Source organism: Streptomyces sp. NPDC086549 (genome assembly GCF_044746205.1).
Lineage (GTDB): Bacteria > Actinomycetota > Actinomycetes > Streptomycetales > Streptomycetaceae > Streptomyces.
Map to the genome: position 1 here is coordinate 512160 of NZ_JBIVBS010000004.1, position 21828 is coordinate 533987.

The following is a 21828-nucleotide window of genomic DNA, read 5'->3' on the forward strand; positions in this document are numbered from 1 at the left end:
GACTGTCGTGGTGAGTTGTGTTTTGGTGTGTTCGTTTCTGTTTGAAGGTTGAGCAGTGGCCCGAATAGGGAGTCCGCAGTGAAGAAGACCTCGACTCGACTGGCAGACGGTCGTGAGTTGATCTACTACGACCTGCGGGACGACACCGTGCGTGACGCGGTCGACCGGCGTCCGCTCGACCGCACCGTGACCACCTCCGAGACCCGCCGCGACCCGCTGCTCGGCGACCAGGTCGCGATCGCCTCGCACCGGCAGGGCCGCACCTACCACCCGCCGGCCGACGAGTGCCCGCTGTGCCCCTCCAGGGACGGCCGTCTCAGTGAGATCCCGGACTCGTCGTACGACGTCGTCGTCTTCGAGAACCGCTTCCCGTCACTGGCCGGAGACTCGGGCCGCTGCGAGGTCGTCTGCTTCACCTCCGACCACAACGCGTCCTTCGCCGACCTCACCGAGGAACAGGCACGCCTCGTCCTCGACGCGTGGACCGACCGGACATCCGAGCTGTCGCATCTCCCCTCCGTCGAGCAGGTGTTCTGCTTCGAGAACCGCGGCGAAGAGATCGGCGTGACGCTCGGCCACCCGCACGGCCAGATCTACGCGTACCCCTTCACCACCCCGCGCACCGCGCTGATGCTGCGCTCCCTCGCCGCCCACAAGGAGGCGACCGGCGGGGCCAACCTCTTCGACACCGTCATCGAGCAGGAACTCGCCGGTGAGCGGGTCGTCCTTGAGGGTGAACACTGGGTGGCCTTCGTGCCGTACGCCGCGCACTGGCCCTACGAGGTCCACCTGTACCCGAAGCGCCGGGTGCCCGACCTGCTCGCGCTCGACGAGGCGGCGCGCTCAGAATTCCCCAAGGTTTATCTGGAACTCTTGAGGCGCTTCGACCGGATCTTCGGCGAGGGTGAACCTCCGACGCCGTACATCTGCGCCTGGCACCAGGCGCCGTTCGGCCAGCTGGAGGAGTTCGAGGGCGTCAGCCGTGACGACTTCGCGCTCCACCTTGAGCTTTTCACCATCCGCCGCACTTCCGGCAAGCTGAAGTTTCTCGCGGGTTCCGAATCCGGCATGAGCGTGTTCATCAACGACGTGCCGCCGGAACGCGCGGCCGAGCGACTGCGAGAGGTAGCGAGTTCATGAGCGGCAAGTATCTGGTGACCGGTGGTGCGGGCTACGTCGGCGGCGTCGTCGCCCAGCACCTGCTGGAGGCCGGCCACGAGGTCACGGTCCTGGACAACCTCTCGACCGGCTTCCGCGACGGCGTGCCCGCGGGCGCCTCCTTCATCGAGGGCGACATCCGCGACGCCGCCAAGTGGCTCGACCCCTCCTACGACGGAGTCCTGCACTTCGCCGCCTTCTCCCAGGTCGGCGAGTCGGTCGTGAAGCCCGAGAAGTACTGGGACAACAACGTCGGCGGCACCATGGCGCTGCTCGGCGCGATGCGCGAGGCGCGCGTCCGCAAGCTGGTCTTCTCCTCCACAGCGGCCACCTACGGCGAGCCCGAGCAGGTCCCGATCGTCGAGACCGCCCCCACCCGGCCCACCAACCCCTACGGCGCCTCCAAGCTCGCCGTCGACCACATGATCACCGGCGAGGCCGCCGCCCACGGCCTCGGCGCGGTCTCCCTGCGCTACTTCAACGTGGCCGGCGCCTACGGCGCGCAGGGCGAGCGGCACGACCCCGAGTCGCACCTCATCCCCCTCGTCCTCCAGGTCGCCCAGGGCCGCCGCGACGCCATCTCGATCTACGGCGACGACTACCCGACCCCGGACGGCACCTGCATCCGCGACTACATCCACGTCGCGGACCTGGCCGAGGCCCACCTGCTGGCCCTGACGGCCGCACAGCCCGGCGAGCATCTCATCTGCAACCTCGGCAACGGCGAGGGCTTCTCGGTCCGCCAGGTCATCGAGACCGTCCGCGAGGTCACCGGCCACCCGATCCCCGAGGTCGTGGCCCCGCGCCGGGGCGGCGACCCCGCCGTCCTCGTCGCCTCCGCCCGGGCCGCCCGCGAGCGCCTCGGCTGGAACCCGTCCCGCGCGGACCTCGCGGGTATCGTCGCGGACGCATGGGAGTTCGCGCAGAAGATCACAAGGGAGCAGTAGTGGGGGCACAGCAGGTCCGTGAGGGCTTCGCCGAGCTGTACGGGGCGGAACCGGACGGAGTCTGGTCGGCGCCGGGCCGGGTCAACCTGATCGGCGAGCACACCGACTACAACGACGGCTTCGTGATGCCGTTCGCGCTGCCGCACGTGGCGACGGCGGCGGTGTCACGGCGCACGGACGGCGTGCTGCGCCTGCACTCCTCGGACGTCGAGGGCGGCGTCGTCGAGCTGTCCCTCGACGCCCTCGCACCCGGGAGCGACCGCAACTGGACGGCGTACCCGGCCGGCGTGGTCTGGGCGCTGCGCGAGGCCGGCCACCCGGTCACCGGCGCCGACGTCCACCTCTCCTCCACGGTCCCGACGGGCGCCGGCCTGTCCTCCTCGGCCGCCCTGGAGGTCGTGATCGCGCTGGCCCTCAGCGACCTGTACGAACTCGGCCTCCAGCGCTGGCAGCTGGCCCGCCTGTGCCAGCGCGCCGAGAACGTCTACGTCGGCGCCCCCACCGGCATCATGGACCAGACCGCGTCGGCCTGCTGCGAGGAGGGCCACGCCCTGTTCCTCGACACCCGCGACCTCTCCCAGAAGCAGATCCCCTTCGACCTGGCGGCCGAGGGAATGCGCCTGCTGGTGGTCGACACCCAGGTCAAGCACGCCCACAGCGATGGCGAGTACGGCAAGCGCCGGGCCGGCTGCGAGAAGGGCGCGGCGCTGCTCGGCGTCGACGCGCTCAGGGACATCCCCTACGACGGCCTGGACGCGGCACTCGCCCGGCTGGGCGACGAGGAGGAAGTGCGCCGCCTGGTGCGCCACGTCGTCACGGAGGACCAGCGCGTCGAACGCGTCGTGGCGCTCCTGGAGTCGGGCGATACCCGGGCGATCGGCCCGGTCCTCACCGAGGGCCACGCCTCGCTGCGCGACGACTTCCGCATCTCCTGCCCCGAGCTTGACCTCGTCGTCGACACCGCCCTGTCCGCCGGGGCGCTCGGCGCCCGCATGACCGGCGGCGGCTTCGGCGGCTCGGCGATCGTCCTCGCGGAGGCCACCGACGTCGACACGATCACCAAGGCGGTCGAGGAGGCCTTCGCGGCGGCGGACTTCACCGCACCGCGGGTGTTCGAGGCGGTTCCGGCGGCGGGGGCGCGCCGGGTGGGCTGAGCCCTTGTACGACTTGGTCGGCCCCGTGCGCGAATACCACGTACGGGGCCGACCTCGTGCTCCGCAACCACAACATGGTGACGTGTTCAGGTCCGGTCCAACGGGCCGGTCAGGAACTCGGCTTGTCGGTCGAGGCGGATTCCTTGCCGGACCCGGAGGGCTGGTGGGTGAAGACCATAAGACGCCAAGTGCCCTTCTCCCGCGTCACGGTGAAGGTGTCTCGCAGGACCTTGCCCGCCTTGTCCTCGGCCACGAGGCGGGCGGAGCCGGTGGCAGGGCCCATGTCGTGGTCGATCCGCACGTCCTTGATCTTCCATCCCCGCCCGCCTCTGTCGGTGAGCATCCGGGCAGCCTCTTGCCTGGACCACTTCTCGTCCTTCACACCCCCGACCTGGATCAGCCCGGTGGCGCTGCGGGAGTTCAGAGCGTCCACGTACGCGACGACGGCCTCGCGGGCCCCGTCGGAGGACGCCGAGCTTGACGGGTTCGAGGAGCTTGGCGATTCGGCCTTGTCGTCATGGGACGAGCAGCCGGACGCGACGGTCAGAGCGGCCAGCACGGCCAGAAGACGTCGACGCTTCACAGCGCACTCCTACTTCCTGTGAGGGGGCCAGCCTGTCACGTGCGGTGGACGCATTTGTTGAGGAGCTTGGTTCTCCGTGAGTGCTTCGACGCGAACCAGTACCAGTTCCAGTACTTGTTGCCCACGGCCGACGCCCTGGGCGTCGCCCGTGGGCGCGATTCACCCCAGGCTCTTCGTCAGCGTGTACTCCGTGATCCCCGGCGGATAGTCGGGGATCACGCACACCACCTCGTAGCCCTGCTTCTGGTAGAAACCCGGGGCCTGGAAGTCCCACGTCTCCAGGCGTACCGAGCGGCAGCCGCGGTCCTGGTGGGCGATGCGTTCCGCCTCGGCGAGCAGCCGGGAGCCGAGGCCCGAGCCGCGGTGGCGCCCGTCGACCCACAGGTACGTCACGTGCAGCCAGGTCGTCCAGGTGTGGCCGACCAGTCCGCCCGCAAGCTCCCCGGTCTCGTCCAAGGCCCATACGTGGAGCGGGAGTTCCCGTTCCGCGGGGGTGCCGCGCAGCGCCGCAAGGACCGGGGACGCCGCCGTGTTGGTGTCCAGCAGCCGGGAACGGAGAAGATCGCGCCTCGCCTTGTCGACTTCCGCCTCAATACGAAACATGCGGCACACCATAAACGCGCTGGACGGCCAGTTCTGCAAATTGCCTTCCGCTCCCGGCCCCCGGCCGTACCCTGATGAACAGCACCGGTGGGGGCCGGTGCCGATCAGGGGGCGAGACAGTCGGGTACGACGCCCGCGGTGGGGGTAGCAGTGAACGCACGGCGGCGGCCGTGCGGTTTGCGTCACCCCCGCCCACGGGTGTCGTACCCGCGCCGGTCGGCGTTCTCCGGACGATGGGGTTTCCCCTGCTCCTTGCGGAGCTTGGGGAAGGGGGTTTCATGGTTCGTATCCGAGTCCTGGTCGTCGACGACCATCGCATCTTCGCCGAGTCGCTCGCCGCGGCACTTGCCGCCGAGCCCGACGTGGATGTCTCCGCGGCCGGCAGCGGTCCGGCCGCGCTGCGCTGCCTGGAACGGGCGACCGCCGAGGGCCGCCGCTACGACGTCCTGCTCGTCGATGCCGACCTGGGCGGTCATGTGCCCGGCGTGCGGCCGGCCGTGCCGGTGCAGGAGGGCAACGAGGAGGGGCTCGTCGACGGGATATCGCTGGTCGCGGGCGTCCGTGCGGCGCAGCCCGGCGTACGGACCGTCGTGCTCGCCGAGAAGGACGATCCGCGGCGCGCGGCCCTGGCCCTGCAGGCGGGTGCCTCCGGGTGGGTCGCCAAGGACTGCTCACTGTCCCGGCTGCTGAACGTCATCCGGGGCGTCCTGCGCGACGAGACCCACCTCCCGCCCGCCCTGCTCACCGGCGTGCTGCGGGAACTGACGGCCGCCCGCAAGCACCGCACCGAGAGCGAACGGCTGGTGGAGTCGCTCACCCCGCGGGAGCGGGAGGTGCTGCGGTGCATGGTCGCCGGCCTGGGCCGCAAGGCCGTCGCCGAGCGGCTGTTCCTCTCCCCGCACACCGTGCGCACCCATATGCAGAACGTCCTCGGCAAGCTGGGCGTCCACTCCACCCTCGCCGCCGTCGCCCTCGCGCGGCGCGCCGGGGTGGGGCCGGTCGACCTGGGCTCTGCCGGGCGGATCAGGCCGCAGGAAACCAACAGCGCCTGATCGGCGCGGACGTGCGTGCCGGGCCGCGGGTCTCCGGGTGATCCGCCCGGCAGGCCCTCAGCCGGGGATGTTGTCGAACGGGGCGGTCAACTGGCGTAGCAGTGCCGCCAGTTCGCTGCGCTGGGCGGTGGAGAGCTCGGCGAGGATCGCCCGTTCCTGATCCAGCAGGCCCGCCAGGGCCTGGTCCGCGCGGTCCTGGCCCTCGTCCGTCAGGCGCACCAGCACGCCGCGCCGGTCGCTCGGGTCGGGCAGCCGCTCCACCAGGCCCTTCTTCGCCAGGCGGTCGATGCGGTTCGTCATCGTGCCCGAGGTGACCAGCGTCTGCGTCAGCAGTTGTCCCGGCGACAGCTGGTACGGGTTTCCCGCGCGCCTGAGCGCGGTCAGGACGTCGAACTCCCAGGGCTCCAGCTGGTGCTCGGCGAAGGCCAGCCGGCGTGCCCGGTCCAGGTGCCTGGCCAGTCTGCTCACCCGGCTGAGCACTTCGAGCGGTTCCACGTCGAGGTCCGGGCGCTCCCGGCGCCACGCAGCGACCAGCCGATCGACCTCGTCCTCCATGGCGATCAGTGTAGTGGTTGTGTCGACGTGAAGTCTCTTGATATCGAGTCTCTTGACATCGAGATAAGCGGGCGGGGACAGTGGAGACATGACCAAGCCGACCTGGGACCCCGGCCAGTACCTCCGTCACGCCGGTCACCGCGCCCGTCCCTTCACCGACCTCCTCGCCCGCATCCCCGACCTGCCCGACACCCGGCCCCGCATCGCCGACCTCGGCTGCGGCCCCGGCAACGTCACCGCCCTGCTCGCCGAACGCTGGCCCGCCGCGCACATCACCGGCTACGACAACTCACCCGAGATGCTCGACAAGGCCCACGTCGACCACGAGGGGCCCACACCCGGCGCAGGCCGCCTGGACTTCGCCCACGCCGACGTACGGACCTGGACGCCCGAAGAGCCGTACGACCTCATCGTCAGCAACGCCACCCTCCACTGGGTGCCCGGCCACGCCGACCGCTTCGCCGACTGGATCGGCGCCCTCGAACCCGGCGGCACCTTCGCCTTCCAGGTCCCCGACAACATCGACGCCCCGCTGCACGCCCTGATGCGCGAACTCGCCGCCACCCCCCGCTGGAAAGCCCGCCTCGCCGACGTCCTGCGCCACGAGGACTCCGTCCACGCCCCCGGCGTCTACCTCGACCGGCTCGCCCGCCTCGGCTGCGCCACCGACGTGTGGCAGACGACGTACCTCCACGTCCTGCAGGGCGAGGACCCGGTCCTGGACTGGGTGAAGGGCACGGGCCTGCGCCCCGCCCTGACCGCCCTGGCCGACGACCCCGAGGCGCGGGACGCGTTCGTCACGGAGTACCGCGACCTGCTGCGGGAGGCGTACCCGGCCGCGCCGTACGGCACGGTCCTGCCGTTCCGCCGGCTGTTCGCGGTGGCCGTGAAGGGGGAGTGAGGATGCTCGTCGCGGTCGACCACGTACAGCTGGCGGCACCACCGGGGGCGGAGGAAGCGCTGCGCGCGTACTACGTCGACGTCCTCGGCATGACGGAGATCCCCAAGCCGCCGGTGCTCGCCGCACGCGGGGGCCGCTGGTTCCGGGCGGGGGCCGTACAGCTGCACCTGGGCATCGAGGAGGACTTCCGCCCGGCACGCAAGGCGCACCCCGGACTCCGGGTGACCGACATCGAGGCGTACGCGGCCCGGCTCGCCGCGAAGGGCGCGCCGGTGACCTGGGACGACAACCTGCCGGGCCACCGCCGCTTCTACTCGGAGGATCCGGTGGGCAACCGGCTGGAGTTCCTGGAGCCCCGCTGACCTCAGCTCCTGCGGTGCCCGATCAACCGCGGCTTCGGCTCCAGCCCGTCCAGCCCGTGCCACGCCAGATTCACCAGGTGGGCGGCGACCTCCGCCTTCTTCGGGCGGCGCACGTCCAGCCACCACTGCCCGGTCAGCGCCACCATGCCGACCAGCGCCTGCGCATACAGCGGCGCCAGCTTCGGATCGAAGCCACGGCTCTTGAACTCGCGCCCCAGGATGTCCTCCACCTGGGTGGCGATGTCCGAGATCAGGGACGCGAAGGAACCCGTCGACTGCGGGATGGGCGAGTCCCGGACCAGAATGCGGAAACCGTCCGTGTACTCCTCGATGTAGTCGAGAAGAGCGAACGCCGCCTGCTCGCACAGCTCACGAGGGTGGCCGGCCGTCAGGCTGCTCGTCACCATGTCGAGCAGCCGCCGCATCTCGCGGTCCACCACCACCGCGTACAGCCCCTCCTTGCCGCCGAAGTGCTCGTACACCACCGGCTTGGACACCCCGGCCTTCGCCGCGATCTCCTCCACCGACGTGCCCTCGAAACCCTTCGCGGCGAACAGGGTGCGCCCGATCTCCAGCAACTGCTGGCGGCGCTCGGCCCCCGTCATACGGGTCCGGCGCGCTCGCCGCGGCTTTTCGGTACTGGGAGTGCTGGAGTCGGTCGCCACAGCGTCAATCATGCCGCCTTCGCGGCCTCCGCCCCCCGTCGAGAGCCGCCTTCACCGGTGTTCCGGCGCGAATCGATACGCGAGCGTGACGGCCAGCGCACGTCGTACGCCCAGCCGAACATCTCGAACCAGCGGATGAGCCGCGCCGACGAGTCCACCTGACCCCGTTCCACACCGTGCCGCGCCGAGGTCGGGTCGGCGTGGTGCAGGTTGTGCCAGGACTCGCCGCACGACAGCACCGCCAGCCACCACACGTTCCCCGAACGGTCACGGGACTTGAACGGCCGCTTGCCCACCGCGTGACAGATCGAGTTGATCGACCACGTCACATGGTGCAGCAGAGCCACCCGCACGAGTGACCCCCAGAAGAACGCCGTGAACGCACCCCACCAGGACATCGTGGCCAGACCGCCGACCAGCGGCGGGAGGAGCAGCGACACCGCGGTCCACCAGATGAACTGGCGGGAGATCGCCCGGATCGCCGGATCCTTGATCAGATCCGGCGCGTACTTCTCCTGCGGCGTCTGCTCCTCGTCGAACATCCAGGCGATGTGCGCCCACCACAGGCCCTTCATCAGCGCCGGAACCGTCTCACCGAACCGCCACGGAGAGTGCGGGTCACCCTCCGCGTCCGAGAACTTGTGGTGCTTGCGATGGTCGGCGACCCAGCGCACCAGCGGGCCCTCGACCGCCAGCGAACCCATGATCGCCAGAGCGATCCTCAGGGGCCGCTTGGCCTTGAACGAACCATGGGTGAAGTAGCGGTGGAAACCGATCGTGATGCCGTGGCAGCCCAGGAAGTAGAAGAAGACCATCAGGCCCAGGTCCAGCCAGCTCACGCCCCAGCCCCAGGCCAGCGGCACCGCCGCCACCAGCGCGAGGAACGGCACGGTGATGAACAGCAACAGCGTGATCTGCTCGACCGAGCGCTTCTGCTCACCGCCCAGAGTGGCGGAGGGGAGTGGGGTGTCGGTCGCCTTCGGGGCGTCGTCGATCACATCGGACCTCGTGGTCATGAGCGTCCCCTGTGGGGTCGAGGGTTGGAACAGGTGCCGAGCCGCGGCGACCGAGTGGGACTGTACCCAGACTTCCCTACGGTTCCGTAACCTACGGCGTCGTAAGTATGGCAGCGCGATGACCGGCGGCAAGAGCCCGTGGCCAGCGCGTCCACATGGACACCTATCCTTGGACTCGGTCGGACAGCGCGGTCCGCTCTGTTTTCTTCCCGGATGTCCGGCCCGCATGCGGCACCCGCCGCGCGGCAGACACCCGGGTTCCCTCCCGGACGAGCTTCAACACTGCAAGGAGCCGCACCTGTGAGCAGTGCCGACGACCAGACCACCACGACCAGCAGTGAGCTGCGCGCCGACATCAGGCGACTGGGTGACCTTCTCGGTGAGACCCTCGTCCGCCAGGAGGGCCCCGAGCTGCTCGAACTCGTCGAGAGGGTCCGCCGCCTCACCCGCGAGGACGGAGAGGCCGCCGCCGAGCTGCTGCGCGGCACCGAACTGGAGACCGCCGCCAAGCTGGTACGTGCCTTCTCCACCTACTTCCACCTGGCCAACGTCACCGAACAGGTCCACCGCGGCCGCGAACTGCGCACCAAGCGCGCTGCCGAGGGCGGCCTCCTCGCCCGCACCGCCGACCGCCTCAAGGACGCCGACCCCGAACACCTGCGCCAGACCGTCCAGCACCTGAACGTCCGCCCGGTATTCACGGCACACCCCACCGAGGCAGCGCGCCGTTCCGTCCTCAACAAGCTCCGGCGCATCGCGGCGCTCCTGGAGAGCCCCGTCATCGAGGCCGACCGCCGCCGCCACGACATCCGCCTCGCCGAGAACATCGACCTCGTCTGGCAGACCGACGAACTGCGCGTCGTACGCCCCGAACCCACCGACGAGGCCCGCAACGCCATCTACTACCTGGACGAACTGCACGCGAACGCCGTCGGTGACGTCCTGGAGGACCTGACGGCGGAACTTGAGCGCGTCGGCGTCAAGCTCCCCGACGACACCCGCCCCCTCACCTTCGGCACCTGGATCGGCGGCGACCGCGACGGCAACCCCAACGTCACCCCCGCCGTGACCTGGGACGTCCTCATCCTCCAGCACGAACACGGCATCAACGACGCCACGGAGATGATCGACGAGCTGCGCGGCCTGCTCTCCCAGTCCATCCGCTACACCGGAGCCACCGAGGAACTCCTGGAGTCCCTGCGCACCGATCTCGGCCTCCTGCCCGAGATCAGCCCCCGCTACAAGCGCCTCAACGCCGAAGAGCCCTACCGGCTCAAGGCCACCTGCATCCGGCAGAAGCTCGCCAACACCAAGCAGCGCCTCGCCAAGGGCACCCCGCACGAGCCCGGCCGCGACTACCTCGGCACCGCCCAGCTCCTCCACGACCTGCGGATCATCCAGACCTCCCTGCGCGAACACCGCGGCGGCCTCCTCGCCGACGGCCGCCTCGCCCGCACCATCCGCACCCTCGCCGCCTTCGGCCTCCAGCTCGCCACCATGGACGTACGCGAACACGCGGACGCCCACCACCACGCCCTCGGCCAGCTCTTCGACCGCCTCGGCGAGGAGTCCTGGCGCTACACCGACATGCCCCGCGAGTACCGGGCCAAGCTCCTCGCCAAGGAACTTCGCTCCCGCAGGCCCCTCGCACCGACCCCGGCGCCCGTCGACGCGGCCGGCGAGAAGACCCTCGGCGTGTTCCTGACCGTCAAGAAGGCCCTGGAGGTCTTCGGACCCGAGGTCATCGAGTCCTACATCATCTCCATGTGCCAGGGCGCCGACGACGTCTTCGCCGCCGCCGTCCTCGCCCGCGAGGCCGGCCTCGTCGACCTGCACGCCGGCTGGGCCAGGATCGGCATCGTCCCGCTCCTGGAAACCACCGACGAGCTCAAGGCCGCCGACACCATCCTCGAGGACATGCTCTCCGACCCCTCCTACCGGCGCCTGGTCGCGCTGCGCGGAGACGTCCAGGAGGTCATGCTCGGCTACTCCGACTCCTCCAAGTTCGGCGGCATCACCACCAGCCAGTGGGAGATCCACCGCGCCCAGCGCCGCCTGCGCGACGTCGCCCACCGCTACGGCGTCCGCCTGCGCCTCTTCCACGGCCGCGGCGGCACCGTCGGCCGCGGCGGCGGCCCCTCCCACGACGCCATCCTCGCCCAGCCCTGGGGCACCCTGGAGGGCGAGATCAAGGTGACCGAGCAGGGCGAGGTCATCTCCGACAAGTACCTCATCCCCTCCCTCGCCCGGGAGAACCTGGAACTGACGGTCGCGGCCACCCTCCAGGCCTCCGCCCTGCACACCGCCCCCCGCCAGTCCGTCGAGTCCCTCGCCCGCTGGGACGCCGCCATGGACGTCGTCTCCGACGCCGCCCACGCCGCCTACCGCAGGCTCGTCGAGGACCCCGACCTGCCGACGTACTTCCTCGCCTCCACGCCGGTCGACCAGCTCGCCGAACTGCACCTGGGCTCGCGGCCCTCCCGCCGCCCCGGCTCGGGCGTCTCGCTCGACGGCCTGCGCGCCATCCCGTGGGTGTTCGGCTGGACCCAGTCCCGCCAGATCGTCCCCGGCTGGTACGGCGTCGGCTCCGGCCTGAAGGCACTGCGTGAGGCAGGCCTGCGGCAAGAAGGGGACACCGTCCTCGGCGAGATGCACGAACAGTGGCACTTCTTCCGCAACTTCATCTCCAACGTCGAGATGACCCTGGCCAAGACCGACCTGCGGATCGCCGGCCACTACGTCGACACCCTCGTCCCCGACGACCTCAAGCACGTCTTCGACACCATCCGCACCGAACACGAACTGACCGTGCGCGAGGTGCTCCGCGTCACCGGCGAGAAGGAACTGCTCGACGCCCAGCCGGTGCTCAAGCAGACCTTCGCCATCCGCGACGCCTATCTGGACCCCATCTCCTACCTCCAGGTCACCCTCCTCAAGCGCCAGCGCGACGCGGCGGCCGCCGGCGAGCAGCCCGACCCGCTCCTGTCCCGGGCCCTGCTCCTGACCGTCAACGGCGTGGCGGCAGGCCTGCGCAACACCGGCTGAGTCCCCGCACCACATGAGGGAGTGCCCCCGTACTTCGTGGCTTCGCGCGAAGTACGGGGGCACCCCCTCAAAGCGTCAGGAAAAGCGTCAGGAAAGTCGTCAAAGCGCCAGGAAAGTCGCCGTCAGCAACACGGCCCCCGACCCCGCCAGCACCCATGCCACCCGCGTCAGCCGCAACCCGCCCGCGACGACCACCGAGGCCAGCAACAGGGCCCCGCCCAGCGGAACCCAGGCATAGAGCACCCCGGCAGGCCCGGACCGTACGACATCGTCCGTGCCCGGCTTCACGATCACGGTGTACGTCTGCCCCTTGCGCACCGCGACCGACTTCTCGATCACCACACGCGGGCGCGCCGTCGCCCCCTCCGAGAGCGGCGTGAAGGGCCCCGTACACGTGTCCGCCCCGCAGCGCGTCACCTTGACCGTGCCGCGCTCCCGCCCCTTCGTCAGCATCACGTGCTGCGCGGTCCCCCAGGAACCCCACACACCCGCGATCAGGATCAGCACGGTGACCGTACCCATCGCCGCGAACCGCCCGAACCGCAGCGCGGCGACGGAGGCCTGACGGGAGGAGATGGCTGTGGCAGGCATGGCCGGGATCATTGGCCATGGCCCTCCGATCGGTCAACTCCCACCCGCCCGACGGACGGACAAGTCAGGAGTTGTACGTGCTTTGCGCCCGCTCCAGCCCCTCGATCACCAGACACTCCACCGCGTCCGCCGCCCGGTCCACGAAGTAGCCCAGCTCCTTGCGCTCCGCCGACGCGAAGTCCTTCAGCACGAAATCGGCCACCTGCATACGACCCGGAGGCCGCCCGATCCCGAACCGCACCCGGTGATAGTCCGACCCCATCGCCTTGGTCATCGACTTCAGCCCGTTGTGCCCGTTGTCCCCGCCACCCAGCTTCAGACGCAGCGTCCCGTAGTCGATGTCCAGCTCGTCGTGCACCGCCACGATGTTCGCCACCGGCACCTTGAAGAAGTCCCGCAGCGCGTTCACCGGACCGCCCGACAGATTCATGAACGACATGGGCTTCGCCAGGATCACCCGCCGGTTCGCCGGACCGGGCGGCCCGATCCGCCCCTCCACGACCTGCGCCTGCGCCTTACCGGCACGCTTGAACTTCCCCCCGATCCGCTCGGCCAGCAGATCGGCCACCATGAAACCGACGTTGTGCCGGTTCATGGCGTAGTCGGGACCCGGATTGCCCAGGCCCACGACCAGCCAGGGGGCATTGGCGGGGGTGCTCACGTCCATGTCTCCTTGATACGCGCCGACACGCGTCCTCGAAAAGTCTCCCTGACACACGCGTCAGCCGCTGCCCCCGGCCGGGAACAGCGGCTGACACGAACGACTACCGCGAGGATCAGGCCTCGGCGGCCTCCGTGCCCTCGGCCTCGCCCTCCGGGGCCTCCTCGGCCTGCGCGGCCAGGACCTGGAGAACGACCGCGTCCTCGTCGACGGCCAGCGTCACGCCGGACGGCAGGGCGATGTCCTTGGCGAGGACCGAGGCACCGGCCTCCAGACCCTCGACCGACACCGTCACGCCCTCGGGGATGTGCGTGGCCTCGGTCTCGACCGGCAGCGCGTTCAGGACGTGCTCCAGCAGGTTGCCACCGGCGGCCAGCTCGCCCTCGGTGACCACCGGAACCTCGACCGTGACCTTCTCGCCACGCTTGACCAGCTGCAGGTCGACGTGCTCCAGGAAGCCCTTGATCGGGTCGCGCTGCACGGACTTCGGGATCGCCAGCTCGTTCGACTTGCCGTCGATGTCCAGGGAGATCAGGACGTTCGGCGTACGCAGCGCAAGAAGCAGGTCGTGGCCCGGAAGGGTCAGGTGCAGCGGGTCGGAGCCGTGGCCGTACAGGACACCGGGAACCTTCGCGTCACGGCGGATACGACGGGCGGCACCCTTGCCGAACTCGGTACGGGTCTCGGCGGAGATCTTGACCTCGGACATGATCACTCCTCGTAGTAACTGGGAACGGACGTGGTTACCCGGCCACGAACGGCCTGCTACGAAGAGCGCGTCGATAACGGACCGCCGTACCCCGAGAAAACGGGAACGGCCTCCCTCGCCGAGCAACTGGAGCAGTCTACTCGGCGAGGAAGGCCGCAGAAAAATCGATCAATCCCAAGGGTGACGATCAACCCCAAAGGGAACGATCAACCCCAAGAGCGAACAAGGCGAACAGAGATCACTGCTCGTCGAACAGACTCGTCACCGAGCCGTCCTCGAACACCTCACGCACCGCACTCGCGATCGTCGGCGCGATCGACAGCACAGTGATCTTGTCCAGGTCCCGGCCCAGCTCACCCGGCGTCGGCAGCGTGTTCGTGAACACGAACTCACCCACCCGCGAGTTCTTCAGCCGGTCCGCGGCAGGACCCGACAGCACACCGTGCGTCGCCGTCACGATGACATCCTCCGCACCGTGCGCGAACAGCGCGTCCGCCGCCGCACAGATCGTGCCACCGGTGTCGATCATGTCGTCCACCAGCACACACACCCGGCCCCGGACCTCACCCACGACCTCGTGGACGGTCACCTGGTTCGCCACGTCCTTGTCACGCCGCTTGTGCACGATCGCCAGCGGCGCACCCAGACGGTCGCACCAGCGGTCGGCCACACGCACACGGCCGGCGTCCGGCGACACCACGGTCAGCTTGTCCCGGTCCACCTTCCGCCCCACGTAGTCCGCCAGCAGCGGAAGCGCGAACAGATGATCCACCGGACCGTCGAAGAAGCCCTGGATCTGGTCGGTGTGCAGATCCACGGTCAGGATGCGGTCGGCACCCGCCGTCTTCATCAGATCCGCGATCAGACGCGCCGAGATCGGCTCACGACCACGGTGCTTCTTGTCCTGCCGCGCATAACCGTAGAACGGCACGATCACCGTGATCGAACGGGCCGACGCACGCTTCAGAGCGTCGATCATGATCAACTGCTCCATGATCCACTGATTGATCGGAGCCGTGTGGCTCTGGATCACGAAGCAGTCCGCACCACGCGCCGACTCCTGGTAACGCACATAGATCTCGCCGTTGGCGAAGTCGAAGGCCTTCGTCGGGACAACCCCGATACCCAGCTGCTGGGCGACCTCCTCGGCAAGCTCGGGGTGGGCGCGGCCGGAGAAGAACATCATCTTCTTCTCGCCGGTCGTCTTGATCCCGGTCACAGCACTGTCTCCTCAGAGGTGTCTCAGCTGGATGTCCAGCGACCTCTCGGCTGGGCGTGAGAGGCCGTATCAGCTGGTGGGGTGCGGGTGTGCACTTATCACGGTACGCCGTGTTTGACGTACCCGAATCCGGTCAGTCCTCGCTCCCGCCCTGCCGGGAGGTCGCCTCCGCCGCCTTCGCGGCCGCACTCCCCGGACGCTTCCGGGCCACCCAACCCTCGATATTCCGCTGCTGACCGCGGGCCACGGCCAGCGAACCGGGCGGCACATCCTTCGTGATCACAGACCCGGCGGCGGTGTACGCGCCGTCCCCGACCGTGACAGGAGCCACAAACATATTGTCCGACCCCGTACGGCAGTGCGACCCGATCGTGGTGTGGTGCTTGTCCTGCCCGTCGTAGTTCACGAACACACTGGCCGCACCGATGTTCGTGAAATCACCGATCGTCGCGTCACCGACGTAGGAGAGGTGAGGCACCTTCGTGCCCTCACCGATGGAAGCGTTCTTCGTCTCCACGTACGTACCCACCTTGGCCTTCAGCCCAAGCCGGGTACCAGGCCGAAGATACGCATACGGCCCCACAGAGGCCTCCGGCCCGATGTTCGCCCGCTCGGCCACCGTGGTGTCCACACGAGCCCCCGCACCCACCTTGGTGTCCGTGAGCCGGCTGTTCGGCCCGACCTCCGACCCCTCCCCGAGATGAGTCGAACCATGCAGCTGCGTACCCGGGTGCACAAGCACGTCCTGCTCGAACGACACGGTCACGTCGACCCACGTGGTCGCCGGGTCCACGATCGTCACACCGGCCAGCATCGCGCGCTCCAGCAGCCGGTCGTTGAGGATGCGGCGCGCCTCCGCGAGCTGCACACGGTTGTTGATCCCCGCGATCTCACGATGATCACCCGCGACCGAGGCCCCGACCCGGTGCCCGGCCTCCCGCAGGATCCCGAGAACATCGGTCAGGTACTCCTCACCCTGACTGTTGTTCGTCCGCACCTTCCCCAGCGCATCCGCAAGCAACTGCCCGTCGAAGGCGAAAACCCCGGAGTTGATCTCACGGATCGCACGCTGCGCCGCGGAGGCGTCCTTGTGTTCGACGATCGCGGTCACGGCACCGGAGGCGTCGTCCCGGACGATACGGCCGTAGCCGGTCGCGTCCGGCACCTCGGCGGTCAGCACGGTGACGGCGTTCCCGTCCGCGTGATGGGTCGCCGCGAGCGCCTGCAGCGTCTCGCCGCTCAGCAGGGGCGTGTCGCCACAGACGACGACCACGGTCCCGTTCACGGCCCCGCCCAGCTCCTCCAGCCCCATCCGCACGGCGTGCCCGGTGCCGTTCTGCTGCTCCTGTACGGCGGTGCGGACGTTCGGGTCGACGCCGTTCAGGTGCTCGGTGACCTTCTCGCGGGCGTGCCCCACGACCACGACCAGGTTCTCGGGCTTCAACTCACGCGCGGCGGCAAGCACATGGCCCACCAGGGAACGGCCACAGATCTCGTGCAGGACCTTCGGTGTGGCCGACTTCATACGGGTGCCCTCACCCGCTGCGAGAACGACGACGGCTGCCGGGCGAATGGCGCTCACGGGGTTGCCCTTCGGCTTTGGATGGGTGGGGGTGACATCCGCAGGATACCGGGGCGTTTCTTGGGGGACATGGGAGTGGGCCCTGACGGTGCTGTCAGGGCCCACTGCGGTTGGGCTCCCGGGGGAGGACTCGAACCCCCATAAGCGACACCAAAAGACGCTGTCCTGCCCTTAGACGACCCGGGAACGCCCTTATGTCCGGTTCGATAGATCGCCCGGACGGACAGCACCTACTATGCCGTACCAGGCGCCTTCGATGCGACGGTACAACTCGGCGCCCTGCAGAACTCGGATGACAAGACAGCCGTGATAGGCCTCGCCCACGTTCTTGCGGACCGTCTTGGGGTTGTGTTTCTTGAGGGTCGTCCGCTGGAGCTGGGACACGTCGATGCCGACCAGGTCGGCCCAATAGCGCTCGGCAGCAGTCACGTCGGCGGTCTCGTGGATCATGACGCGGAAGCGCAATCGATCGCGGCCTACGCCCAGTAGGTCGAGCCAGGCAAGGTAGACCTGGATCACGCCCGGGTCGCTGTTGACGAAGAGCACGTCTTCGCGGCGCTGGTACGTCTTGCTCTTCTGTCCCTCGGCCCAGTACAGAGCGACTCCGGCGAGGAATAGCTCGCGGTCCGAGAGGGAGCCGATTTCTTCCCGCGCGGCGCGTTTGACCCGCTCGCGCTCCTCGTTCTCCGACGCGCGGCGCTTCGCTAGTCCCGCGTTCATGAGCGCCCGCTGTTCCTCGGGCGAATAGCGCGGCTGAGGCTTCGGTAGATCCCGCACCCACAGCGAGACCGAGCTCTTCGAACACCCCAGCTCCGCCTCGATCTGGTCGTACGTCCACCCCTGGAGCCGTAGCTCACGCGCCTTCGCACGCAGGTCGTCCTTGGCTCGCGGCCGCTTCGTCCATTCCGGCGGCGGCTCCCCCTTCACCAACTGGTTGAGGATGTCGTTGTTGAAGATCTTCAGCTCGTCCCGGATCTGCCGAAGGCTGTAGCCCCCGCGTCGCAGTGCGACCGCCTGCTCCCGCAACCCTTCGAAGTCCGCGTACTTGCCATACGAATGTGCCATACGCATACCGTCCGGCCGGAATGGACGGTTCCGGTGTCGAACGGGCGTGGTTCAGCAGTTCGAGGGATACCGGGGGGTTTCGCTGCTATTCGATTACGGAGTGTGGTGTAGGCCAGTAGGCGAAACTCACCGGAAAAGCCCACCCCACCGCCCGTAGGCTGGACGCATGACCACGACGGGGGAAGACCGCACCATGGCCGGGACAGGGCCGTGGTGGTGGGCGAGGTGGCGCAGCGCGGTGCTCGACGGGAGTCTCGCGCTGGTGTCGGCGTTGGAGTGCGGGGCGGAGGGCATTCCCTTCGCGAAGGACGCGGGGATCCCGGTGTCGGTCGGGATCGTGTTCGGTCTGCTGGCCGGTTCGGTGCTGTTGCTGCGCCGTAAGTGGCCGATAGCGGTTGTGTTGGTGGCGATTGCGATCACGCCGGCCCAGATGGGTTTCCTGATGGGCATCGTGGGCCTGTACACGCTGGCTGCGGCGGAGCTGCCGCGGCGGATCATCGCGGCGTTGGCGGGGATGTCTCTGGTCGGGACGATGATCGTGACGTTCGTGCGGGTGCGGCAGGACATGGCGCGGGGCGATCTGACCCTGGGTGACTGGTTCGTTCCGTTCGCGTCGATCACGACGTCGCTGGGGTTGACGGCGCCGCCTGTTCTGCTCGGTCTGTATGTGGGTGCCCGGCGTCGGCTGATGGAGAGTCTGCGGGAGCGGGCGGACAGTCTTGAGCGTGAGCTTCAGTTGCTCGCGGAGCGGGCGGAGGAGCGGGCGGAGTGGGCGCGGAACGAGGAGCGGACGCGTATCGCCCGTGAGATGCATGACGTGGTGGCGCATCGGGTGAGTCTGATGGTGGTGCACGCGGCGGCGCTGCAGGCGGTGGCGCGGAAGGATCCGGAGAAGGCGGTGCGGAACGCTGCGCTGGTGGGGGACATGGGCCGGCAGGCGTTGACGGAGTTGCGGGAGATGTTGGGGGTGCTGCGGTCGGGGGACGGTGCGCAGCGGCGTGAGGCGTCTGTGTCGTCGGCGGTGGCGGTTGCTGTGGTTGCGTCGCGGGCGGTGGATGCGGATGGGGGTGTGGCGGCGGAGGGGCCGTGTCTGTCGGAGTTGGATGAGTTGATCGGGCAGTCGGCGGCCGCGGGGATGGTGGTGGATCTGTCGGTCGAGGGTGATGTGCGGTCGTATGCGCGGGCGGTGGAGCAGACGGCGTACCGCGTGGTGCAGGAGGCGTTGACGAACGTGCACAAGCATGCGGCGGGTGCGAAGACGCATGTGCGGTTGGCGCATCGGGGGTCGGAGATCGCGATGCAGGTGGAGAACGAGCCGCCGTCGGAGCCGGCGTCGGCGTCGGCGGCGCGGTTGCCGTCCGGTGGCAATGGTCTGCTGGGGATGCGGGAGCGGGTTGTGGGGTTGGGTGGGGTGTTTGTGTCGGGGCCGACGGATGCGGGTGGTTTTCGGGTGTCGGCGGTGATTCCGGCGGCGTAGGCGGCGTAGGCGGCGTAGGCGGCGTCGGCATCGGCGGCGTGGGCGGTGACGGTGGCGTGCCGGGTGGGTGTCGGCGTGGTCAGCCCGCGGTGAGCCGGACGGGTTCTATTCCGGCGATGAGTGCGGCGAGGGCGTGGTCGATGTCGGGGCCGAGGTACCAGTCGCCGGTGTGGTCGAGGGTGTAGACGCGGCCTTCGGTGTCGATGGCGAGGAGGGAGTGGGTGTCGGTCTCCTCGCCGAGGGGGCAGACCTCGGTGTCGAGGGCGCGGCCGAGGTCGCCGAGGGTGCGGGCGTGGTGGAGGCCGTGCAGGGGGTCGAGGTGGAGGGTGGCGGGGGCGACCTGGCGGCCGGGGCCGGTGGGGGTGATGCGGAGGCTGCCGAATTCCGCCCAGGCTTCGACCGCGGCGGGGAAGACGGTGTGCCGGTGTCCGGCGGGTGAGGTGTGTTCGCGGAGGGCGTCGGCCCAGTATTCGGCTTGTTTTATGTCCCAGCGTCCGGGTTGCCAGCCGGCGGCGCGCAGGGCGGCGTCGATGGGTACGGGGAAGCGGGTGGAGGAGGTGCGGTCGGCGTGCATCTGCCCTTCGTTCGTCGAGATGGCTGAGTCCTGCTGGTCCTGCTGGGTCTTGCCGGGTGCGTGTGGGGTCAGCCGTTGTCGGTTGCGGGGTCGACGATGCGGACGCCGAAGTGGGCGCTGAGGGCGGTGCAGGCGCGGCAGGGGGTGGCGAAGCTGCCGTGGAGGGGGTCGCCGTCTTCGCGTATGCGGCGGGCGGTGAGTTTGGCCTGTTTGAGGGCTCTGCGTGCTTCGCCGTTGGTCATGGGTTTGCGGGCGGCGCGTCTGCTGCGGGCTGCGTCGGCGGTGGCGATGTGGCGGGAGATGAGGATGGTTTCGGCGCAGCGGCCGGTGAAGCGGTCGCGTTGGGCGCTGGCGAGGGTGTCGAGGAAGTCCTGGACGAGGGGGTGGAGGGGAGGGGGTTGGTCGCCGCGGGCGGCGGTGCCGGTGAAGGTGGCGCCGCGGACGGAGAGGGCGGCGGCGACGGTGGGCAGGATGCCGTCGCGGCGGTGCAGGAGGGTGGGGGCGTGCGGTGTTTCGGCGTGGCTCCAGCCGATGCGCGGGTCGCCTGAGGTGCGGTTGTGCGTGCTGGTGCGGGCGTTCGTGTGCGGCCCCGTTTGCGTCGCGTTCATGGTCATCATCCCTCCCGGGCATCCCCCCGAATGTCACAGGGTGCCAAACGCCATGGCGGGTGTGGAAGCTGGGGCGGTGCGACACGCCCGGGTTTGGGCAGGCTGTCACGGCGGGGTGACGGCTGGTCACGGAAGTGGAGGGCCGGTGACCGGTGTCCGTGTACCGCATAGGCTGTCGGCACCGCGATGCTCGCGGTCAACGTGTCGTAGACGTTGCAGAGACAGTCGGATACGGACCGTCGCGTGCCAGAGGTGGTGCGGTTTCGGTTCGTACAGAGTGCCGCAGGGGGCAACCGCCATGACGACAGGTCGGCTCGGGCAGCAAGCCGCGCCGCCGAACGCGGCCTATGCCGGGCAGGTCGTGCACTTCCCGGATCCGGTTCGGGCGGCACGTCACCCGAGAGGGGTACGGGTCGACGAGCGCGGGTACCCCGACTTCTCGCCCTATGCGCGTGCGGCCGCGGAGATCGCCGATCCGCCGGAGGGTTTCGGTGTCGACGAGTTGCGGCTGACTGACTATGTGTCGGCGAATGCGGCGCTCGCGGCGTCGGGGCACGAGTTGTGGGACACAGTGCCGGATGTGGCGACGCCGCACGGCTGGACGTGGCATCACGCGGTGGGTTCGCGGCGGCTGGAGTTGGTTCCGGTCGATGTGAAGGCGTTGCTGCGGCATCACGGTGGTGTGGCGACGGCACGGGTGGACCACGGCAAGCGGGGGACGCGGCCGTTGCAGGAGACGCGTCCGGCGCATGTCGGTCTGCCGAAGTCGGGTGTGGCGGTGACGGAGCAGCAGGTGCAGGGGGTCGAGGAGGACCTGGGGTACCGGCTGCCGGGTGCGTACCGTTCGTTCCTGAAGGCGGCGGGCGGGTGTGCGCCGGTGGGTACGGCGCTGGATGCGGAGTTGGGTCTGCTGGTGGACCAGCCGTTCTTCACGGTGCGGGACGAGGCGGCGGTCAATGACCTGGTGTACGTGAACAAGTGCCTGCGTGACCATTTGACGAAGGATTACCTGGGTGTGGCCTTCGTGCAGGGCGGGTTGCTCGCGGTGAAGGTGCGGGGCGAGCGGCCGGGTTCGGTGTGGTTCTGCGCGTACGACGATGCGCGGGATGTGGATCCTTCGTGGTCTCCGGCGGAGCGTGTGGAGCGGTTGCTGCTGCCGTGCGGTGACGATTTCGATGTGTTCCTGTCGCGGCTGGCGGGCAGTCCGCCGGAGTTGGAGACGGTGGCGAACCTGATGGTGGACGGCGGTTTCGCGCGCGTCGTTCCGGTCTCTTCCGTGTCGTCGGTGGGGGAGTGAGCTG

The 21828-nt window shown here is 69.3% G+C and carries 22 protein-coding genes and 1 tRNA gene; 9 read left to right on the top strand and 14 right to left on the bottom strand.

The genetic code is table 11. The annotated features are described in order from the left end of the window. Positions 1–78 precede the first annotated feature (78 nt). From galT to galK, 3 genes are read left to right on the top strand one after another with little or no spacing between them, the layout of a single operon-like run. Entirely contained in the window at positions 79–1140 is a 1062-nt protein-coding gene (galT, locus tag ACIPSA_RS17245; RefSeq protein ID WP_402635036.1) for a galactose-1-phosphate uridylyltransferase, read from the top strand. Beyond that, complete coding sequence (galE, locus tag ACIPSA_RS17250) at positions 1137–2105, top strand: UDP-glucose 4-epimerase GalE (protein WP_402635039.1); 969 nt, start codon at positions 1137–1139, stop codon at positions 2103–2105. Before galT ends, galE begins: the two co-directional genes overlap by 4 nt. Next, complete coding sequence (gene galK, locus ACIPSA_RS17255) at positions 2105–3259, top strand: galactokinase (RefSeq protein WP_402635041.1); 1155 nt, start codon at positions 2105–2107, stop codon at positions 3257–3259. The genes galE and galK overlap by 1 nt, the downstream gene beginning before the upstream one ends. Positions 3260–3368: 109 nt before the next feature. Here the strand turns inward: galK and ACIPSA_RS17260 are convergent, their stop codons facing one another. Both ACIPSA_RS17260 and ACIPSA_RS17265 read right to left on the bottom strand, forming a co-directional pair. Next, positions 3369–3842: a hypothetical protein gene (locus ACIPSA_RS17260; protein WP_402635044.1), complete on the bottom strand. Its 474-nt coding sequence runs from the start codon at positions 3840–3842 to the stop codon at positions 3369–3371. 159 nt (positions 3843–4001) lie between these two features. Continuing rightward, positions 4002–4457, bottom strand: a complete 456-nt coding sequence (locus ACIPSA_RS17265) for a GNAT family N-acetyltransferase (RefSeq protein WP_402635047.1) — start codon at positions 4455–4457, stop codon at positions 4002–4004. A gap of 266 nt (positions 4458–4723) precedes the next feature. On the opposite strand from ACIPSA_RS17265, the gene ACIPSA_RS17270 reads away from it, so the two are divergent. Beyond that, positions 4724–5497: a LuxR C-terminal-related transcriptional regulator gene (locus ACIPSA_RS17270; protein ID WP_402635050.1), complete on the top strand. Its 774-nt coding sequence runs from the start codon at positions 4724–4726 to the stop codon at positions 5495–5497. Positions 5498–5554: 57 nt separating this feature from the next. Here the strand turns inward: ACIPSA_RS17270 and tamR are convergent, their stop codons facing one another. Continuing rightward, positions 5555–6052, bottom strand: a complete 498-nt coding sequence (gene tamR / locus ACIPSA_RS17275; RefSeq protein WP_402635053.1) for a MarR family transcriptional regulator TamR — start codon at positions 6050–6052, stop codon at positions 5555–5557. An 88-nt stretch (positions 6053–6140) separates the two neighbouring features. On the opposite strand from tamR, the gene ACIPSA_RS17280 reads away from it, so the two are divergent. Both ACIPSA_RS17280 and ACIPSA_RS17285 read left to right on the top strand, forming a co-directional pair. Beyond that, complete coding sequence (locus ACIPSA_RS17280; RefSeq protein ID WP_402635056.1) at positions 6141–6953, top strand: trans-aconitate 2-methyltransferase; 813 nt, start codon at positions 6141–6143, stop codon at positions 6951–6953. Positions 6954–6955: 2 nt separating this feature from the next. Continuing rightward, positions 6956–7315 (top strand): VOC family protein, encoded by a 360-nt coding sequence (locus ACIPSA_RS17285; RefSeq protein ID WP_402635058.1) that lies wholly within the window; start codon positions 6956–6958, stop codon positions 7313–7315. Between the two features lie 2 nt (positions 7316–7317). Here ACIPSA_RS17285 and ACIPSA_RS17290 read toward each other — a convergent pair whose 3' ends face one another. Continuing rightward, positions 7318–7992 carry a TetR family transcriptional regulator gene (locus ACIPSA_RS17290; RefSeq protein WP_402635061.1) on the bottom strand — a complete coding sequence of 225 codons (675 nt, stop codon included), beginning with the start codon at positions 7990–7992 and terminating at the stop codon, positions 7318–7320. Next, positions 7989–8996: an acyl-CoA desaturase gene (locus tag ACIPSA_RS17295; protein ID WP_402635063.1), complete on the bottom strand. Its 1008-nt coding sequence runs from the start codon at positions 8994–8996 to the stop codon at positions 7989–7991. Before ACIPSA_RS17295 ends, ACIPSA_RS17290 begins: the two co-directional genes overlap by 4 nt. Positions 8997–9296: 300 nt before the next feature. On the opposite strand from ACIPSA_RS17295, the gene ppc reads away from it, so the two are divergent. Continuing rightward, a complete protein-coding gene (gene ppc, locus ACIPSA_RS17300) occupies positions 9297–12041 on the top strand; it encodes a phosphoenolpyruvate carboxylase (protein ID WP_402635066.1) in 2745 nt (914 codons plus the stop codon). Between the two features lie 99 nt (positions 12042–12140). Here ppc and ACIPSA_RS17305 read toward each other — a convergent pair whose 3' ends face one another. The 7 genes from ACIPSA_RS17305 to ACIPSA_RS17335 all read right to left on the bottom strand — a co-directional run bounded on the left by ACIPSA_RS17305 (position 12141) and on the right by ACIPSA_RS17335 (position 17868). After that, positions 12141–12644, bottom strand: a complete 504-nt coding sequence (locus ACIPSA_RS17305) for a hypothetical protein (RefSeq protein WP_402635069.1) — start codon at positions 12642–12644, stop codon at positions 12141–12143. A gap of 52 nt (positions 12645–12696) precedes the next feature. After that, entirely contained in the window at positions 12697–13299 is a 603-nt protein-coding gene (gene pth / locus ACIPSA_RS17310) for an aminoacyl-tRNA hydrolase (RefSeq protein ID WP_402635072.1), read from the bottom strand. Between the two features lie 109 nt (positions 13300–13408). After that, a complete protein-coding gene (locus ACIPSA_RS17315; RefSeq protein ID WP_402635074.1) occupies positions 13409–14002 on the bottom strand; it encodes a 50S ribosomal protein L25/general stress protein Ctc in 594 nt (197 codons plus the stop codon). A 238-nt stretch (positions 14003–14240) separates the two neighbouring features. Next, complete coding sequence (locus ACIPSA_RS17320) at positions 14241–15221, bottom strand: ribose-phosphate diphosphokinase (protein ID WP_402635077.1); 981 nt, start codon at positions 15219–15221, stop codon at positions 14241–14243. A gap of 133 nt (positions 15222–15354) precedes the next feature. Then, the gene (gene glmU / locus ACIPSA_RS17325; RefSeq protein WP_402635079.1) at positions 15355–16803 is read right to left on the bottom strand and encodes a bifunctional UDP-N-acetylglucosamine diphosphorylase/glucosamine-1-phosphate N-acetyltransferase GlmU; all 1449 of its coding nucleotides are present in this window, start codon (positions 16801–16803) and stop codon (positions 15355–15357) included. Between the two features lie 115 nt (positions 16804–16918). Continuing rightward, positions 16919–16989: transfer RNA gene (locus tag ACIPSA_RS17330), tRNA-Gln, on the bottom strand. A 6-nt stretch (positions 16990–16995) separates the two neighbouring features. Further along, positions 16996–17868, bottom strand: coding sequence for a hypothetical protein (locus tag ACIPSA_RS17335; protein ID WP_402635082.1), 873 nt, complete (start codon positions 17866–17868; stop codon positions 16996–16998). A gap of 166 nt (positions 17869–18034) precedes the next feature. Between ACIPSA_RS17335 and ACIPSA_RS17340 the strand changes: the two genes are divergently transcribed. Further along, the gene (locus ACIPSA_RS17340; protein ID WP_402635084.1) at positions 18035–19345 is read left to right on the top strand and encodes a sensor histidine kinase; all 1311 of its coding nucleotides are present in this window, start codon (positions 18035–18037) and stop codon (positions 19343–19345) included. Between the two features lie 79 nt (positions 19346–19424). Here the strand turns inward: ACIPSA_RS17340 and ACIPSA_RS17345 are convergent, their stop codons facing one another. Then, positions 19425–19919 (bottom strand): SUKH-3 domain-containing protein, encoded by a 495-nt coding sequence (locus ACIPSA_RS17345; RefSeq protein WP_402635087.1) that lies wholly within the window; start codon positions 19917–19919, stop codon positions 19425–19427. A gap of 68 nt (positions 19920–19987) precedes the next feature. After that, complete coding sequence (locus ACIPSA_RS17350; protein WP_402635089.1) at positions 19988–20536, bottom strand: YwqJ-related putative deaminase; 549 nt, start codon at positions 20534–20536, stop codon at positions 19988–19990. Positions 20537–20825: 289 nt separating this feature from the next. On the opposite strand from ACIPSA_RS17350, the gene ACIPSA_RS17355 reads away from it, so the two are divergent. Then, positions 20826–21824 (top strand): SMI1/KNR4 family protein, encoded by a 999-nt coding sequence (locus ACIPSA_RS17355; RefSeq protein ID WP_402635091.1) that lies wholly within the window; start codon positions 20826–20828, stop codon positions 21822–21824. Positions 21825–21828: the final 4 nt, after the last annotated feature.

Excerpts from the sequence above, each read along its gene's own strand:
- galE (WP_402635039.1), top strand. The coding sequence starts at position 1,137 with ATGAGCGGCAAGTATCTGGTGACCGGTGGTGCGGGCTACGTCGGCGGC.
- ACIPSA_RS17265 (WP_402635047.1), bottom strand. The coding sequence starts at position 4,457 with ATGGTGTGCCGCATGTTTCGTATTGAGGCGGAAGTCGACAAGGCGAGG.
- ACIPSA_RS17270 (WP_402635050.1), top strand. The coding sequence starts at position 4,724 with ATGGTTCGTATCCGAGTCCTGGTCGTCGACGACCATCGCATCTTCGCC.
- tamR (WP_402635053.1), bottom strand. The coding sequence starts at position 6,052 with ATGGAGGACGAGGTCGATCGGCTGGTCGCTGCGTGGCGCCGGGAGCGC.
- ACIPSA_RS17280 (WP_402635056.1), top strand. The coding sequence starts at position 6,141 with ATGACCAAGCCGACCTGGGACCCCGGCCAGTACCTCCGTCACGCCGGT.
- ACIPSA_RS17285 (WP_402635058.1), top strand. The coding sequence starts at position 6,956 with ATGCTCGTCGCGGTCGACCACGTACAGCTGGCGGCACCACCGGGGGCG.
- ACIPSA_RS17290 (WP_402635061.1), bottom strand. The coding sequence starts at position 7,992 with ATGATTGACGCTGTGGCGACCGACTCCAGCACTCCCAGTACCGAAAAG.
- ACIPSA_RS17295 (WP_402635063.1), bottom strand. The coding sequence starts at position 8,996 with ATGACCACGAGGTCCGATGTGATCGACGACGCCCCGAAGGCGACCGAC.
- ACIPSA_RS17305 (WP_402635069.1), bottom strand. The coding sequence starts at position 12,644 with ATGATCCCGGCCATGCCTGCCACAGCCATCTCCTCCCGTCAGGCCTCC.
- pth (WP_402635072.1), bottom strand. The coding sequence starts at position 13,299 with ATGGACGTGAGCACCCCCGCCAATGCCCCCTGGCTGGTCGTGGGCCTG.
- ACIPSA_RS17315 (WP_402635074.1), bottom strand. The coding sequence starts at position 14,002 with ATGTCCGAGGTCAAGATCTCCGCCGAGACCCGTACCGAGTTCGGCAAG.
- ACIPSA_RS17335 (WP_402635082.1), bottom strand. The coding sequence starts at position 17,868 with ATGGCACATTCGTATGGCAAGTACGCGGACTTCGAAGGGTTGCGGGAG.
- ACIPSA_RS17340 (WP_402635084.1), top strand. The coding sequence starts at position 18,035 with ATGACCACGACGGGGGAAGACCGCACCATGGCCGGGACAGGGCCGTGG.
- ACIPSA_RS17345 (WP_402635087.1), bottom strand. The coding sequence starts at position 19,919 with ATGCACGCCGACCGCACCTCCTCCACCCGCTTCCCCGTACCCATCGAC.
- ACIPSA_RS17350 (WP_402635089.1), bottom strand. The coding sequence starts at position 20,536 with ATGATGACCATGAACGCGACGCAAACGGGGCCGCACACGAACGCCCGC.
- ACIPSA_RS17355 (WP_402635091.1), top strand. The coding sequence starts at position 20,826 with ATGACGACAGGTCGGCTCGGGCAGCAAGCCGCGCCGCCGAACGCGGCC.